Genomic DNA, 15,575 nt, shown 5'->3' on the forward strand with positions numbered 1-15,575 from the left:
GCACCGATCTGCGTGATTCGCCCGTCAGACGGGGTCCATCACGTCAGAGACCACGCGGCGATGGCGGCGCGCAGCGGCCACCGAGTCGACGCTCAGGATGACGAGAGCGACCCATACGAGCGCGAAGCCGATCCAGCGCTCAGGGGTCATCGCCTCGCCCAGGATCCACACACCGATCACGAACTGCAGGATCGGCGCGACGAACTGCAGCAATCCGATGACCGTGAGCGGAACGCGGCGTGCACCCGAGGCGAACAGCAGCAGGGGAACCGCCGTCACGGCGCCGGCCGCGAGGAGCAGCGCCGCGTGCAGCGTCCCCGCGGTGCCGAGGGTCAGCCCGCTGACCACGCCGACGACCGCGAGCTGAACGCCGGCGACGGGCAGCAGCCACATCGACTCCAGCGTCAGACCGCTCACCGCATCGACCGATGGGCCGATCTGCTTCTTCACGAGCCCGTAGAACCCGAACGAGAACGCCAGGACCAGCGCGACCCAGGGGAAGCTGCCGTACCCGGCGACGATCACCACGACCGCGACGACCGCGAGCCCGACCGCGATCCACGGCAGCGGTCGCAGCCGTTCGCGCAGGACGACGACCCCGAGCAGCACCGTGACGATGGGGTTGATGAAGTACCCGAGGCTGGTCTCGACCACACGATCCGACAGGGTGCCGTACAGGTAGGTCTGCCAGTTGACGTAGATGAGCGCACCCGCGAGCGCCGTCAGGCCCAGCAGACGCGGCTGCCGCAGGATCGCCAGGAACGCCCTCCACGCGCGCAGCACGGTGAGCAGCAGCAGACAGAAGACGAACGCCAAGATGATGCGCCAGGCCACGACCTCGAACGCGCCCGTCGGCCGCAGCTGCAGGAAGTACAGCGGCAGCAGTCCCCACAGCAGATATGCCCCGAACGCATACAGAGCACCCCTCGTGGTGCCGCCGGCCGGGGTGGTGGGGCGGGGAGTCACCTCACCAGCCTACGTCGGTCGCCGAACCGCGATCGGTCGAGCGTCATCGCTTTCCTGCCATCCGGGACCTTCCGGGCACGGCCGCGCGCCCCGGGCCCGGCCCGGCGAGAAGTGTTGCCGCCTGTGACGCTCGCTTTGGCACGCCGACGGCATGCCTCGTACCTTCACCGGGGACATGGCGCACCGCGCCCCGTCCATCGCACAGCACGCGATCCACTCGCCCCGCACCATCCGATTCTCCGGAGTATCCATGAGCATTGTCCGTATCGCGGCGGCCGGAGCGGCCGCCGCCCTGGTCGCCCTCGCCCTCACCGCCTGCGGCGCCACGGCCGCACCCGCGTCCTCCGATGCGGCCGCCGACAAGACCGCCATCAAGATCGGGTTCAACCCCGGCCCCTACAAGGAGATGTTCCAGGGCGGCATCCTGCCGATCCTCGAGTCCGAGGGCTACACGGTGGATGCCGTCGACTTCACCGACGGCATCGTCGTCAACGTCGCCGTGAACACCGGCGAGATCGACGCGAACATCATGCAGCACCCCGTCTACCTCGACTTCGTCAACGCGAAGGAAGGGATCGACAACGCGGCACTCGTGCAGATCCCGACGCCGCGGATGGGTCTGTTCGGCGGCAAGAAGAAGTCCCTGACCGACGTCGCCGACGGCTCCACCGTGACCGTTCCCAATTCGCCGTCCAACCTGTACCGGGGCCTGTTGATCCTGCGCGACGTGGGCTGGATCGACTTCGACGACGTCGCCGACCCCAACACCGCCGATCTTTCGATCATCACGTCGAATCCGAAGAACCTGAACATCACTCCGATCGACAACGCCCAGCAGGTTCCCGCCCTGCAAGACGTGGACTACGCCACCATCCAGGGCAACTTCATCGTCTCGGGCGGGCTGAACTACGACGACGCGCTCGCCGTCGAGGACCAGCCGGTGCAGTTCTCCAACGTCGTCGCCGTGCGTGCAGCCGACATCGACACCCCGTGGGCCCAGGCGATCAAGTCCGCGTACGAGTCGCAGGAGTTCATCGACTACATCAAGGCCAACCCGCAGTACTCGGGCTATCAGCTCCCGGCCTGGTTCCAGTGAGCGGCGCCGCGGGCGGAGGCATCGTCTTCGACGCGGTGACCAAGAGCTACACCCGGAGGGCCGTCACCACGACGGCCCTCCGGGACGTCTCGCTCGAGGTGGCCCCCGGGACGATCTTCGGCGTGATCGGGTATAGCGGCGCCGGCAAGTCGACGCTGATCCGCACGGTGAACGGGCTCGAGAAGCCGACGTCGGGGCGGGTGGTGGTCGACGGCGTCGACATCTCGGGCCTGCGCGGGCGGGACTTGCGGACGGCGCAGAAGAACACCGGCATGATCTTCCAGCAGTTCAACCTGCTCGAGACCCTCACCGCACGAGACAACGTCGCCCTCCCCCTCCGACTGGACGGTGTCACGTCATCCGAAGCCCGTCGTCGCGCCGACGAGGTGCTCGACTTCGTGGGGCTCGCGGACAAGGCCGGGAATCATCCGGGCGATCTGTCGGGCGGGCAGAAGCAGCGCGTCGGGATCGCCCGCGCGCTGGCACGCAACCCTCGGATCCTGCTGTCGGACGAGTCGACGAGCGCACTCGATCCGTCCACGACCGCGCAGATCCTCGAGCTCCTGCGCCGGATCAACCGCGAGTACGGCACGACGATCCTCGTCGTCACCCACGAGATGGACGTCATCAAAGACCTCGCCCACGAGGTGGCCGTGATGGCCGACGGCGAGGTCGTCGAACACGGGAGCGTGCTCGACACGTTCATCCGGCCGCGCGCGGCCGCGACGCGGGACTTCGTCGATTCCATCGTGCCGCGGGGCCTCCCCGCGCGCGTGGTCGAGCACCTCGGCGGCGAGGGGCTCTGGCGCATGCTGCTCCTGGATGCCGAGGTCGAGCAGCCCCTCATCACCGGCCTGATCCTCGATGTCGGGGTGGAGGTCAACATGCTGCACGCCGATATGACCCAGATCCAGGATCACACCGTCGGCCAGCTGATCGTGAAGGTGACCGGGTCGCCGGAGAAGATCCGCGAGGCCCACCGTTATCTCGCGGCACGGGTCGTCGAGCTCGAGGAGGTGGCCGCGTGAACGGCGACAAGTGGACCCTCGTCACCCCCGACATGTACCTGCGCGCCCTCGGCGAGACCCTGCAGATGCTGGGTGTCGCACTCGCTTTCGGTTCGATCCTGGGGGTCGTCCTCGGGGCGGTGCTCGCGCTCACCCGACGCGGCGGGGTGTTGCAGAACGCGCCCGTGAATGCGGTGCTCGCGACCGTCGTCAACCTCATCCGCTCGCTGCCGTTCATCATCTTGCTCGTCGCGATCCTGCCGTTCACGCGGCTCCTCGTGGGCACGAGCATCGGCGTCTGGGCCGCGATCGTCCCCCTCACGGTGATGGTCGCGCCCTACATCGGGCGTCTGGTCGAGAACTCTCTGCTCGAGGTGCCGGCGGGCGTCGTGGAAGCGGCGCGATCGATGGGCGCCACGCCGCTGCAGATCTTCTGGCGGTTCCTGCTGCCCGAGGCCCGCGGGTCGCTGATCCTCGCCATCACGATCGCCACCGTCGGTCTCATCGACGCCACGGCGATGGCGGGCGTGGTCGGCGCGGGCGGTATCGGTGACCTGGCTCTGTCGTACGGCTACGAGCGGTACGACGGGTTCGCGATGGTCATCACGTGCGTCACGCTGATCGTTCTCGTGCAGGCGATCCAACTGTCGGGTTCGGCACTCGCGCGTCGCTACCGGCGGCGCTGAGCATGGTCGATTTCGCCCCCGCACAGCGCGTGGCGTCGCTGCCTCCGAACTTCTGGGGCGCGATGGATGCCGAGATCGCTCGGCTCTCGGTGCTGCCGGGGCCGCGGTTCATCGACGTCTCGAAGGGCAACCCCGATCTGCCGACCCCGGAGCGCATCGTCGAGGCCATGCAGCGCCACGTCGGCGACCCCGCCAACCACCGCTATCCCTCGTACGCGGGGCGCCGGTCGCTGCGGGAGGCGGTCGTGCACCGGTATGCCGCCGACCACGGCGTCGCGCTGGACCCCGACACGCACGTGGCGATCTTCCACGGGTCTCACGAGGCGCTCATGGCCGCCGTGCTGGGGCTCGCCGACCCCGGATCGACGGTCGTACTGCCCGACCCCGGGTACCCGATGTACGCGTCGGCGGTCGAGCTCGCGGGGGCGCGCGCGGCGACGCTTCCCCTCGTCGGACCCGACCACCAGCCGGACTTCGGCGCCCTGGACCACCTCGATCGCGCCCGTCTGCTGCTGCTGAACTATCCGAACAATCCCACGGGAGCGCTTGCGACGCCGCGCACCTTCGCCGCCGCGGTGGGCTTCGCCGAGCGGGTCGACGCGGCCCTCGTGCACGACTTCGCCTACGCGTCGCTGGGTTTCGGCGAACGTCCGCTGTCGGCTCTCGCGATCGACGCTCCGGATGGCCGCACCGTCGAGGTGCAGACGCTCTCGAAGACCTACAGCATGGCGGGATGGCGCGTGGGTTTCGCGGCGGGCAACGCCTCGATCATCTCGGCGATGCGCCGCTACCAGGCGCACGCCTTCAGCACGATGTTCGGCGCCACGCAGGAGGCGGCCGCCGAGGCGCTGCGGGGCGATCAGGGCGCCGCGGCGGCGTTGGTGGAGATCTACCGCCGACGCCGCGACCTGGTGGTCGCGGGCCTGCGGGGCACCGGGTGGGATGTCATCGAGCCGCGGGGGACGTTCTTCGTCTGGGTGCGTCTTCCCTCGGGGACGGATGCGGTCGCGTTAGCTCGCCGGCTGCGCGAGGGGGCGCGGGTCGCCGTGGCTCCGGGAGACGGTTTCGGCGAGCGCGGGCGCGGGCATCTTCGTCTCGGGCTCGTGGTCGACGACGCGACGCTTGTCGAGCTCGTCGAGCGGCTCGCCGCGTTCTCCCCGCGCGGAGTGTGACGCGCACGGGCTGACGGGCACCGGGGTGGCGCGTGCCGGTGCCGCGCCGAGAAAGACGGAACCCCGGATGCCGTGGCATCCGGGGTTCCGAGAGTCGCGCGAAGATCAGCGGACGACGACCGCCAGCACGTCGCGGGCGGAGAGCACGAGGTACTCCTCGGCGCCGAACTTGACCTCGGTGCCGCCGTACTTGCTGTAGAGCACGCGGTCGCCGACGGCGACGTCGAGGGGGACGCGGTTGCCGTTGTCGTCGATGCGGCCGGGGCCGACGGCGACGACTTCGCCCTCCTGCGGCTTCTCCTTGGCGGTGTCGGGGATGACGAGACCACTCGCGGTGGTCTGCTCAGCCTCGACCTGCTTGATGACGATGCGGTCCTCGAGCGGCTTGATGGAAACCGACACGGTCTACCTCTTCTTTCTCGTTACAGAAGACTTGTCAGCACTCACGCGGGGAGAGTGCTAATCCGAGTGTAGAGAAGGGTTGGCACTCATGCAACGCGAGTGCCAACACAATCCGCGCCTAGGTGTTGTGGCTGGGGAGGTTGGGGACGCGTGAGGCGGGGGTGCCGTTGATGGCGGTGTGGGTTCGGTGGTGATTGTAGTGATGGAGCCAGGGGGCGAATGCGGCGGTGCGTTCGGTTTCTGATCTGTATGCGCGGGCGTAGGCCCATTCTTGGAGGAGGGTGCGGTTGAGGCGTTCGACTTTCCCGTTCGTCTGGGGCCGGTATGGGCGGGTGCGGATGTGGCGGATGGGGCCGAGGGCGTCGCGGAACAGGTGGGAGCGGTAGCCGTTTCCGTTGTCGGTCATCACGGCTTTCACCTCGATGCCGGCGCCCTGGAACCAGGCGTGGGCGCGGGTCCAGAACGCGGTGACGGTGTCTTTGCGTTCGTCGCTCAGGATCTCGGAGTACGCCATCCGGGTGTGGTCGTCCACGACGGAGTGGATGAACGCGTACCCGTGGCCTTTGCCGGCCCGGTTGCGTTTGCCCTGGGCGGGTCCGTGGATGCGGTGCCCGCCGCCGTCGGGGATACGACCGAGCTTCTTCACATCCATGTGGACCAGATCGCCCGGGGTGGCGGCTTCGTAACGGTTCGTGGCGGCGCGGCTGGTCTTGATCCGCACCCCGGTGCCAGGGTCGGTCCACCGTAACGGCGGACACCCGTAGCGACGCAGGATGGCCTGCACGGTGGAGCGATTCAACCGCAGCTGCGCGGCGATACGCGCCGGCCCCCACCGTCTCGACACCCGCAGGCTCACCACCCGCCGCTCCACCCGGGCCCGAGTGCGGTTCGGGTTCACGCGCGGGCGGGAGGAACGATCGGCCATCCCCGCCGCGCCGGCCTCACGGTAACGGCACGCCCACCGGGCGGCGGTGGTCACCCCGACGCCGAAACGCTCGGCGGCGCAACGGCCACCCTTCATCAACGATCAGACGAGCAAGGCGCAACCTTCCAGCGGGCGCGAGAACAGCATTAGCGTGGGACATCGAGGACCTTCTGGTTTCGGAGCGGTTAGTTGTGGTGACTCCACTCCACCAGAAGGTCCTCACCTACATCTACGTCCCTAACCACCCAGGTCAGAACACCTAGGCTGAATCGGTGGATACCAGCGAGCTGACCGCCCTGCTCACGCCCGAGGGCCTCCGCCTGCTCGACGAGGTGGGACCGATCGCGTCCACCGACGACGCAGCCCGCGTGGTGTCGCGTCTGCGCAGCGCGGGGCACTCCCCCGACCTCGTGTCCGCCGTGGTCGGTCAGGCCCGGCTGCGGGTTCGCGCAGCCGCGAAGTTCGGCGCGTTCGCCGAGCGGATGCTGTTCACGCGCGCCGGTCTCGAGCAGGCGACGCGCCTGTCGATCGCCGCCCGCCACGCGGGCCGCTTCCGTACTGCCGGCCTGAGCCGCGTCGCCGATCTCGGCTGCGGCATCGGCGGCGACGCTCTGGGACTGGCCGGTCTCGGCATCCGGGTGCACGCCGTCGACGCCGACGAGGTGACCGCCGCGATCGCCGCGTACAACCTGGCACCGTTCGGCGAGACGACGACGGTCTCGCACGCACGCGCCGAGGACGTCGACCTCGACGGCGTGGATGCCGTGTGGCTCGACCCCGCGCGACGCACGGCCGGTCACTCCGAGACGCGGCAGGTGTCCTCCCAGGAGTGGTCCCCCGCACTGGACTGGGTGTTCGCGGTACTCGCGGACAGGTCGGGCGGCGTGAAGCTCGGCCCGGGCTTCGACCGGGAGCGCATCCCCGACGACGTCGAGGCGCAATGGATCAGCGCCGACGGCTCGACGATCGAGCTCGTGCTGTGGTCGGGAGCGCTGGCCCGCGAGGGCGTGCACCGCGCCGCGCTCGTCGTCCGCGGCGACGACACGTGGGAGCTGACCGCGCCCGGCGACAGCCCCGACGTCGAGCCGAGCGAGCTCGGCGCGTTCGTGCACGAGCCCGACGGCGCCGTCATCCGCGCGCGGCTGATCGGCGAGATCGCGCGATCGCTCCAGGCCGGCATGCTCTCACCGGGTATCGCGTACCTGACCTCGGACGCGGCCCTCACGAGCCCGTTCGTGTCGTCGTTCCGGGTGCGCGAGCAGCTGCCTGCCGATCCGAAGAAGCTGGCCCAGGCGCTGCGGGCGCGCGGGATCGGCACCCTCGAGATCAAGAAGCGCGGTGTCGACGTCGACCCCGCGGTGCTGCGCAAGAAGCTGTCGCTGCGCGGAGATGCAGCGGCGACGCTGATCATGACGAGGGTGGGGTCCAAGCGCCTGGCGCTGCTCGCCGACCGCGTATGAGCGACGACGCATGAACGCCCGCGTCAGGCGAGCGCGAGCTGCGAGAAGCCCCAGACCAGCCACCCCACGCTGAACGCCACCGACAGCAGCGACAGCGCGAGAGCCCAGATCGCCACGCGGCGGCTCCCGCGGCGACGGCGCAGCGCGATCGCGGCGATGACCAGGGCGACGATCCCGAGCGGCAGGAGCCAGCCGGTGAACAGCGCCGCCGCGAGGGCGATGATCGCCGCGGCCAGCGCCCACGGCGCGAGCGGGGGCGGAGGGGGCGGAACCGGCGGAGCGTACGGGAGGACATGGTCGCCGAACGCGGCCATCTCCAGCTGCGCGGTGGGCAGGCGGTTCGGATCGTCCGCGTCGGGATCGGCTGATACCGGCTGCGCGATGGCTGCGGCGAGCGCGACCGGCTCCCCCTCGGTCGCCTTGCGCGCGCGCCTCGTCGACGGCACCTCGTTCACGCCGTGGCTCCGGACAGCGGCGCGGGAGCATCGGCATCCGGGTCCTCGGCGACCTGGATCTCGGTGACCGGCAGCGTCGAGTCGGCCCCGAAAGCCAGGGTGGAGGGGCGGCGACCCGACGAGATGAGCTCGGCGGCGAGTGCCGCGATCATGGCGCCGTTATCGGTGCACAGTCGCAGGGGCGGGATACGCACGGCCACGCCGGCCGCAGCGGCCCGCTCGAGAGCGACATCGCGCAAGCGCTTGTTGGCGATCACTCCCCCGCCCAGCAGCAGCCGGGGCACGCCGAAGCGTTCGCACGCGTCGAGAGCCTTGGTGACCAGCACGTCGACCACCGCCTCGCGGAACGACGCGGCGACGTCGGCCACGGGCACGGGTTCGCCCGCCGCCTCATGCTGCTCGACCCACCGCGCGACAGCGGTCTTCAGTCCCGAGAACGAGAAGTCGTAGCGGTGGGATGCCATGTCGGACGCGCGCGACAGGCCCCGCGGGAAGCGGATCGCCGTCGGGTCGCCCGCGGCCGCGGGCGCGATCGATCTCGGGGCCGCCGGGATAGGGCAGCTTCAGCAGGCGCGCGACCTTGTCGAATGCCTCACCGGCGGCATCGTCCATCGTCTCGCCGAGGAGTTCGACGTCGCTCGTCAGATCGCGCACGAGCAGCAGCGAGGTGTGTCCGCCGCTCACCAGCAGTGCGACGGTCGGGTACTCCAGCTCCCCCGCGTCGGCGTCGAGGATGTCGGCGGCGATGTGACCGACCAGGTGGTTGACGGCGTAGAGCGGCTTGTCGAGCGCGACGGCGAGACCTTTCGCCGCGCCCACGCCCACCATCAGGGCTCCGGCGAGACCGGGCCCGCTGGTGACCGCGACGGCATCGATGTCAGCGAGGCGCACACCCGCCTCGGTGAGCGCGGCGTCGATGGACGGCTGCAGCGCCTCGAGGTGGGCGCGAGCGGCGACCTCGGGGACGACGCCGCCGTAGCGGGCGTGCTCGTCCATGCTGGAGGCGATCGTGTTGCTGAGCAGCTGCCGGCCGCGGACGATGCCGATGCCGGTCTCGTCGCAGCTGGTCTCGATGCCGAGCACGAGGGGCGCGTCCATCAGCACCATCCCTTTCCGGTGGTCGGGGCCGCCACGGAATCGGACGCGTCTTCCGCTCGCCGTGCGGCCCAGCCGCGCAGGTCGAGCTGCATCACGATCGCGTCGACGTCGTCGGGCTGGTAGTACCGGGGGCGGCGGCCGACGTCCACGAACCCCTCGGAGACGTAGAGCGCCCGGGCGACGGGATTGTCGGCGCGCACCTCGAGGAACACCTCGTGCACGGCGCGGCGGACCGCTTCGTCGAGCAGGGCCGTCAGCAGCGCACGTCCGCGGCCGCGACCGCGCGCGGTCTCGGCGATCGTGATCGTCTGGATGTCGGCATCCTTCGCCCCGCGCACGGCACGAAGCCCCGCGTACCCGAGGAGACGACCCCCCTCTTCGACGACGACGTACCACCCGTGCGGTGACACGAGTTCCTCGCGCATCATCGCCGGGCTCCACGCGTCGGCGGGGAACGAGGCATGCTCGAGCGCCATGATTGCGTCGAGGTCGGCGGCGGTCGCCGTGCGCATGGGCATCAGCTCACCCGCTTCGGCGCGTGCGCGGCCACCACGTCGGGGCTGCGCAGGTACAGCGGTTCGGTGCCCGCGAGGGAGCGCCCGGCGTCGAGTGCGCGGGCGGCGGCGAGCGCGATCATCGCCGCCGACACGGTGCTCGCATCGAGCCGGCGGGCGCCGAGCGCATCGAGTCTGTCGTCCAGCTCGTCGCGCGGGCTGAGCGCGGCATCCGAGAGGCGGACCGGGAGCCCGTCGTCGTCGAGACCCTCGTACACGGTGAAGGCGAACTCCCTGCGGCGGGCGTCGGTGACCACCGCGAACCGGCCGGTGTCGGTCGCGGTGAGCGCGTCGGACAGCAGCACCCCCAGGGCGACGCCGTCGTGACTGGGCACGGGAACCGCCGGAATGCCACGGCCCAGCGCGTACACGCGCGCGCGCTGGCGATTCCCACGCGCAAGCCCGTGAAAGGACCGGGGCCCATCCCCACCGCGACGTGGGTGGGGGCGGGCGCGGCGGCGCTGACCCGCCGCAGCAGATCGCCGATGACCTCGGCGTGGCCGAGCGGGTTCGTGCTCTGCTCGTCGGCGAGCACCTCCCCGTCGCGCGCGATGGCGGCGACAGCGGTGCCGAGCGAGGTGTCGATGCCGAGGATCACCGTTCCAGGGTATCCGCCGCCCCCGCGGCACCGCCGTCCGCGGCATCCGATCGCCCCGTCATTTCGAATAACGGGTATGGATGCCACCCCGCTCGCCCTCCGCCGGGTCGTCGTCCCCACGGGCGTGGGGCCGATCGTCGCGCACGCGGGGCGCGCGTCGGGCAGTCCGGTGGCGACGGTTCTGCTGCACGGGGCCGCGGGATCGTGGCGCACGTGGGAGCCGATGATCGCGGCCTCCGACGAGATCCACCTGCCGCTGTCGGACATCGTGGCCCTCGACCTGCCCGGCTGGGGCGAGTCCCCCGGACCCGTTCCCGACCCGGCCGATCTCGCGGTGGCGGTCGCCGCGGTCGTCCGGGCCCTCGGATACCCGCGCTGGCGCGCGGTGGGCCACTCCCTCGGCGGGGTGGTCGCGCTCGACGTCGCCGCGCGTTTCCCGCGGGAGACCGTGGGCGTCGGCGTCGTCTCACCGAGCGGCGCCGGAGCCCGGGTGGTCACCCGCTCCCCGCTCCGCGGGGCCGTCCGCTTGCCCTGGCTCACCGGGATGGTCGTCGCGATGCGCGTGCTGCGCGCCCTCGGACCGTTGTCGCGGCCGCTCCTGGGGCTGCTGCGGCGCACGGGGGCCCTGCGCACGCTCGCGCGGCCGCTCTTTCGGCATCCGGAACGCGTCGACCGTTCGGTGACCGACGCGCTGGCGACCGAGATCCGGCCCGCGGCGTTCCTCGCCGCCGTGCGCCTGTCGCGCACGCACGACGACGGGGTGTGGCGGCGCATCGCGTGCCCCGTGCGCGTGGTGCGCGGAGTCCACGACGTGTTCGTCTCGTCACGCGACACCCGGGTGTGGGCGCGGCTGCTGCGCGATGTCGACGATCGCGCACTCGACGACAGCGGTCACTTCGCCCACGTCGAGCAGCCGGTCGAGACGGTGCGCGCGCTGCGCGACGTCTGGGCGGCCGCCCGCGCCCCGCTCGCGCGACGATCCGGCATGCGCGCCTGATCCCCGCCGCCGGGTCAGGGCCGGCGTGAGATGCTCACCGTCCGCGGGGCGTCGGCGTCGAGTTCGACGGTGTGCACGGCGATCTCACCGCACGCGTTGTCGACCCCGCGCCCGCCGAGGTGACGGGTGATCTCGATCTCCCACCACGTGTCGGCGAGGTACTCGGCCACGCCGCGGCCCCACTCGATGATGACCGCCGAGCCCGCGACATCGATGTCGAGATCGTCGAGCTCGACCGCGGCGCCGAGCCGGTAGGCGTCCACGTGAACCAGGGGCGCGCCCCCCACGAGCGACGGGTGCGTGCGGGCGATGACGAACGTCGGGCTCTGGACGGGACCACGGATGCCGAGCCCCTCGCCGATCCCGCGGGTGAGGGTCGTCTTGCCGGCGCCCAGCGGACCGGTGAGCACCACGACGTCGCCGGGGGCCAGGGCACGACCGATCTCTCGGCCCAGCGCCTCCATGTCGCCGGGGGCGGCGATCTCGTGCGTGCCCAGCAGCTCTTCGGGAACGCTCACGAACCCACCTCCCGGCGGGGGACGCGGGGGCCGACGCGCGTGACGATCTCGTAGTCGATGGTGTCGGCGGCATCCCCCCACTCGCGTGCCGACGGCACGCCCAGCGTCGGGTCGCCGAAGAGCACGACCTCGTCGCCGACCGAGACCGGGTGATCGCCGACATCGACGACGAACTGGTCCATCGCGATGCGGCCCGCGACACGTAAGCGGCGGCCACCGATCGTCACCGGCCCCCGGTCGGATGCCTGGCGGGGGACACCGTCGGCGTACCCGAGGGGGATCAGGGCCAGGCTCGTGTCACGCTCGGTGCGGTAGGCGTACCCGTACGACACTCCCGTGCCCGCCGGGACGCGCCGCACGGCGGCGACGGCTCCGCGCAGGGTCATCGCCGGGCGCAGCCCCAGGTCGGCCGAGCTGCGGTCGTGGAACGGCGAGACGCCGTAGATGCCGATGCCGATGCGCACGCATCCCAGACGCGCCGCGGGCAGGGCGAAGGCGGCATGGGTCGCAGCGATGTGACGCAGGGGCGGGTTCAGCCCGGCACCGGCGGCGAGGACCACGCCCTCTTCGAACCGCGCCAGGGCCGCGAGGTCGTCGGCCTCGCTCGAATTCGACAGGTGAGAGAAGAGCCCGACGACCCGCAGCCGGCCGATGCGCTCCAGGCGCGCAGCCTCGGAGAAGACCACCCGCCAGTCGGCCGGTGCGATGCCGTTGCGCGACAGCCCCGTCTCGATCTTCAGGTGAACGGCGGCGGGACGCTCGCCCGTTGCGGCCGCACCGGCACGCAGGAGCTGGTCGATGTCGGAGATACCGAGCTCGATGTCGTGGCTCACGGCCTCGGCGAACGACGCGCCCGGGGCGTGCAGCCACGCGAACAGGGGGGCGCGGATCCCGGCCCGGCGAAGGGCCAGCGCCTCGCCGATGTCGGAGACCCCGATGCGCGCCGCTCCCCCGCGAAGGGCGGCGACGGCGGCGCGATGAGCGCCGTGCCCGTACCCGTCGGCCTTGACGACGGCGATGACCTCGGCGTCGGTGAGCTTGCGGATGTGCCGCACGTTCTCGGCGATCGCGTCGACGTCGATGAGCGCTTCGCGGAGCACTCCCGGGGCCATTCTCATGCGGTGTCCTCTCGGGCGGGAACGGGGAGGGCGGCGGGGGCTGCGTCCGGCGCGTGCCGGGTCGGTACCGACGCGCCCGCCTCGGCGATCACGTACGCGGTGGCGAGCCCGGCGTCGTGCGACATCGACAGGTGCAACCCGGTGATGCCCCGCCGGGCGACGGTGTCGGCCGTCTCGCCGTGAAGGGCGAACACCGGGCGTCCCGAGGGTTCGGAGGCGACCTCGATATCGGTCCAGTGAACGCCGTCCGAACCGCCCAGTGCCTTGATGAGTGCCTCTTTCGCCGCGTACCGCGCAGCCAACGAGCGCGGCTTGAGAACCCGCTCGGCGGGGGCGAACAGGCGCGTCACCAACCGTGGCGTGCGAGCGAGGTGCTGCTCGAAGCGGGGCACGTCGACCAGATCGACGCCGATTCCGACGATCATGCGGCCTCCTCCCGGCATCCCTCCCATTCTGCCGGTGCCCGCCCGTACCGACCGCATCCGGGGCACGGCCGCCGGCACGCCTCCTGCATTCGTGCAGAGCCGATGCTCTCGTCGCCCCGAAACGGCCGGATTGCAGGAGTCGTGCGCGGCGGCGCGGGACGACGGCTCCGCCCGCCGAACGACGACGGGGTCGGACACCACGGCATCCGACCCCTCTCGACGACGGCGATCACTCCACGGTGACCGACTTCGCCAGGTTGCGCGGCTGGTCGACGTCGAGGCCCTTCGCCTCGGCGAGACCCATCGCGAAGATGTGCAGCGGCACGACGGCCAGCAGCGGCTCGAACAGCGGCGACGCGAGGGGGATGCGCAGCACCTCATCGGCCGCGGGCAGCACCGCGACGTCGCCCTCTTCGGCGATCGCGATGACGCGCGCGCCGCGGGCGCGGATCTCCTCGATGTTCGACACGACCTTCTTGTGCATCTCGCCGGAACCCCGCGGCGACGGGACGACGACGAACACCGGCTGACCGGGCTCGATCAGCGCGATGGGGCCGTGCTTCAGCTCACCGGCGGCGAAGCCCTCGGCGTGGATGTAGGCCAGCTCCTTGAGCTTGAGCGCCCCCTCGAGCGCGATGGGGTACCCGACGTTTCGGCCGAGGAACAGCACCGAGCGAGTGTCGGCCATCCAGTGCGCGAGCTGCTCGATGCGCGACTGCTCGCTCTCGAGCACGCGGGCGATCTTGCTCGGCACAGCCTCGAGCTCGGTGACGGCATCGACGGCGACGACGGGGTCGATCGCGCCGCGGACGCGGCCGACGTGCAGGGCCAGCAGGTACAGCGCGGTGATCTGCGCGACGAACGCCTTCGTCGAGGCCACGGCGACCTCGGGACCCGCGTGCGTGTAGACGATGGCGTCCGACTCGCGCGGGATCGTGGCGCCCTGGGTGTTGCAGATCGACAGGGTCTTCGCTCCCCGCGAGCGGGCGTACTTCACGGCCATGAGCGTGTCCATCGTCTCGCCGGACTGGCTGATCGACACGACGAGCGTGCGCTCGCTGAGCACGGGGTCGCGGTAACGGAACTCGTGCGCGAGCTCGACGTCGACGGGCACGCGCGTCCAGGTCTCGAGCGCGTACTTGCCGACCATGCCGGCGTAGGCGGCGGTGCCGCAGGCGATGACGAGGATGCGGTCGATGTCGGCGAGGAAGGCGTCGAGCCCCTCGAGCTCGGGAATCTCGACGCGGCCCTCGTGGATGCGCCCGCGCAGGGTGTTGGCGACGGCCTCGGGCTCCTCCGAGACCTCCTTGGCCATGAACGACGACCAGCCGCCCTTCTCGGCGGCCGACGCGTCCCACGTGACCTCGAACGCCTCGACCTCGACGGGGGCGCCCGAGAAGTCGGTGACCTCGACGCCGTCGGGGGTGATCGCGACGATCTCGTCCTGCCCGATCGCGAGGGCGTTGCGGGTGTGCTCGACGAAGGCGGCGACGTCGGAGCCGAGGAAGTTCTCACCCTCGCCGAGGCCGATCACCAGCGGCGAGTTGCGGCGTGCGCCGACGACGAGACCGGGGTGGTCCTGGTGCATCGCGAGCAGCGTGTAGGCGCCCTCCAGCCGCGAGACGACGGCGCGGAAGGCCTGCACGAGGTCGCCCGTACGGGCGTACTCGCGGCCGATCATCGCGGCGGCGACCTCGGTGTCGGTCTCGCTGCGGAAGCCGACGCCCTCGCCGACCAGCTCGCTCTTGAGCTCGGCGAAGTTCTCGATGATGCCGTTGTGGATGACGGCGAGCTTGTCGTCGTCGGCCAGGTGCGGGTGGGCGTTGGCGTCGGTCGGGCCGCCGTGCGTCGCCCACCGGGTGTGGCCGATGCCGGTCGTGCCGTTCGGCATCGGCGACGCCTCGAGGTCTTCGCGCAGCACCGCGAGCTTGCCCGCACGCTTGCGCATGCCGAGTCCGCCGTCTGCGTCGATCACGGCGATGCCCGCGGAGTCGTAGCCCCGGTATTCCAGCCGCGACAGACCCGCCAGAAGAATGTCCTGGCTCAGCCGGGGACCCACGTAACCGATGATTCCGCACATAGCTTCCGAGTCTACGTG

Annotated in this window: 15 protein-coding genes and 2 pseudogenes; 6 read left to right on the forward strand and 11 right to left on the reverse strand. The window is 71.1% G+C overall.

Going from position 1 to position 15,575, the window contains the following annotated elements:
• Positions 1–24: 24 nt before the first annotated feature.
• Positions 25–966, reverse strand: coding sequence for an EamA family transporter RarD (gene rarD, locus QE412_RS08835; protein WP_307482436.1), 942 nt, complete (start codon positions 964–966; stop codon positions 25–27).
• Positions 967–1,216: 250 nt separating this feature from the next.
• On the opposite strand from rarD, the gene QE412_RS08840 reads away from it, so the two are divergent.
• The 4 genes from QE412_RS08840 to QE412_RS08855 are packed head-to-tail and all read left to right on the forward strand — an operon-like array spanning position 1,217 to position 4,927.
• Positions 1,217–2,062: a MetQ/NlpA family ABC transporter substrate-binding protein gene (locus QE412_RS08840; protein ID WP_307482438.1), complete on the forward strand. Its 846-nt coding sequence runs from the start codon at positions 1,217–1,219 to the stop codon at positions 2,060–2,062.
• Entirely contained in the window at positions 2,059–3,090 is a 1,032-nt protein-coding gene (locus tag QE412_RS08845) for a methionine ABC transporter ATP-binding protein (protein ID WP_307482441.1), read from the forward strand. Before QE412_RS08840 ends, QE412_RS08845 begins: the two co-directional genes overlap by 4 nt.
• Positions 3,087–3,755: a methionine ABC transporter permease gene (locus tag QE412_RS08850; RefSeq protein ID WP_307482444.1), complete on the forward strand. Its 669-nt coding sequence runs from the start codon at positions 3,087–3,089 to the stop codon at positions 3,753–3,755. The genes QE412_RS08845 and QE412_RS08850 overlap by 4 nt, the downstream gene beginning before the upstream one ends.
• Before the next feature lie 2 nt (positions 3,756–3,757).
• Positions 3,758–4,927 carry an aminotransferase class I/II-fold pyridoxal phosphate-dependent enzyme gene (locus QE412_RS08855; protein WP_307482448.1) on the forward strand — a complete coding sequence of 390 codons (1,170 nt, stop codon included), beginning with the start codon at positions 3,758–3,760 and terminating at the stop codon, positions 4,925–4,927.
• A gap of 105 nt (positions 4,928–5,032) precedes the next feature.
• Here QE412_RS08855 and groES read toward each other — a convergent pair whose 3' ends face one another.
• Entirely contained in the window at positions 5,033–5,329 is a 297-nt protein-coding gene (gene groES, locus QE412_RS08860; RefSeq protein WP_013583903.1) for a co-chaperone GroES, read from the reverse strand.
• Positions 5,330–5,447: 118 nt separating this feature from the next.
• Positions 5,448–6,414: pseudogene (locus QE412_RS08865) on the reverse strand (IS481 family transposase).
• A 112-nt stretch (positions 6,415–6,526) separates the two neighbouring features.
• Between QE412_RS08865 and QE412_RS08870 the strand changes: the two are divergent.
• Positions 6,527–7,714: a class I SAM-dependent methyltransferase gene (locus tag QE412_RS08870; protein ID WP_307482452.1), complete on the forward strand. Its 1,188-nt coding sequence runs from the start codon at positions 6,527–6,529 to the stop codon at positions 7,712–7,714.
• A 23-nt stretch (positions 7,715–7,737) separates the two neighbouring features.
• Here QE412_RS08870 and QE412_RS08875 read toward each other — a convergent pair whose 3' ends face one another.
• From QE412_RS08875 to QE412_RS08890, 4 genes and pseudogenes are all read right to left on the reverse strand, one after another.
• Positions 7,738–8,169 (reverse strand): hypothetical protein, encoded by a 432-nt coding sequence (locus tag QE412_RS08875; RefSeq protein WP_307482455.1) that lies wholly within the window; start codon positions 8,167–8,169, stop codon positions 7,738–7,740.
• Positions 8,166–9,267, reverse strand: a pseudogene (tsaD, locus tag QE412_RS08880) (tRNA (adenosine(37)-N6)-threonylcarbamoyltransferase complex transferase subunit TsaD). Before tsaD ends, QE412_RS08875 begins: the two are co-directional and overlap by 4 nt.
• A complete protein-coding gene (gene rimI / locus QE412_RS08885; RefSeq protein WP_307482458.1) occupies positions 9,267–9,785 on the reverse strand; it encodes a ribosomal protein S18-alanine N-acetyltransferase in 519 nt (172 codons plus the stop codon). The pseudogene tsaD and the gene rimI overlap by 1 nt, the downstream one beginning before the upstream one ends.
• Positions 9,785–10,156 carry a hypothetical protein gene (locus QE412_RS08890; protein ID WP_307482461.1) on the reverse strand — a complete coding sequence of 124 codons (372 nt, stop codon included), beginning with the start codon at positions 10,154–10,156 and terminating at the stop codon, positions 9,785–9,787. The genes rimI and QE412_RS08890 overlap by 1 nt, the downstream gene beginning before the upstream one ends.
• Positions 10,157–10,495: 339 nt before the next feature.
• On the opposite strand from QE412_RS08890, the gene QE412_RS08895 reads away from it, so the two are divergent.
• Complete coding sequence (locus QE412_RS08895; RefSeq protein WP_307482464.1) at positions 10,496–11,416, forward strand: alpha/beta fold hydrolase; 921 nt, start codon at positions 10,496–10,498, stop codon at positions 11,414–11,416.
• A gap of 14 nt (positions 11,417–11,430) precedes the next feature.
• Here QE412_RS08895 and tsaE read toward each other — a convergent pair whose 3' ends face one another.
• The 4 genes from tsaE to glmS all read right to left on the reverse strand — a co-directional run bounded on the left by tsaE (position 11,431) and on the right by glmS (position 15,557).
• Positions 11,431–11,934 (reverse strand): tRNA (adenosine(37)-N6)-threonylcarbamoyltransferase complex ATPase subunit type 1 TsaE, encoded by a 504-nt coding sequence (gene tsaE, locus QE412_RS08900; RefSeq protein WP_307482468.1) that lies wholly within the window; start codon positions 11,932–11,934, stop codon positions 11,431–11,433.
• Positions 11,931–13,052, reverse strand: coding sequence for an alanine racemase (alr, locus tag QE412_RS08905; RefSeq protein ID WP_307482471.1), 1,122 nt, complete (start codon positions 13,050–13,052; stop codon positions 11,931–11,933). The genes tsaE and alr overlap by 4 nt, the downstream gene beginning before the upstream one ends.
• Positions 13,049–13,477 (reverse strand): holo-ACP synthase, encoded by a 429-nt coding sequence (locus tag QE412_RS08910; protein ID WP_307482474.1) that lies wholly within the window; start codon positions 13,475–13,477, stop codon positions 13,049–13,051. The genes alr and QE412_RS08910 overlap by 4 nt, the downstream gene beginning before the upstream one ends.
• Positions 13,478–13,706: 229 nt before the next feature.
• Entirely contained in the window at positions 13,707–15,557 is a 1,851-nt protein-coding gene (gene glmS / locus QE412_RS08915; RefSeq protein WP_307482477.1) for a glutamine--fructose-6-phosphate transaminase (isomerizing), read from the reverse strand.
• Positions 15,558–15,575: the final 18 nt, after the last annotated feature.

The sequence above is a fragment of the Microbacterium trichothecenolyticum genome (assembly GCF_030818955.1).
GTDB classification, from domain to species: domain Bacteria; phylum Actinomycetota; class Actinomycetes; order Actinomycetales; family Microbacteriaceae; genus Microbacterium; species Microbacterium trichothecenolyticum_B.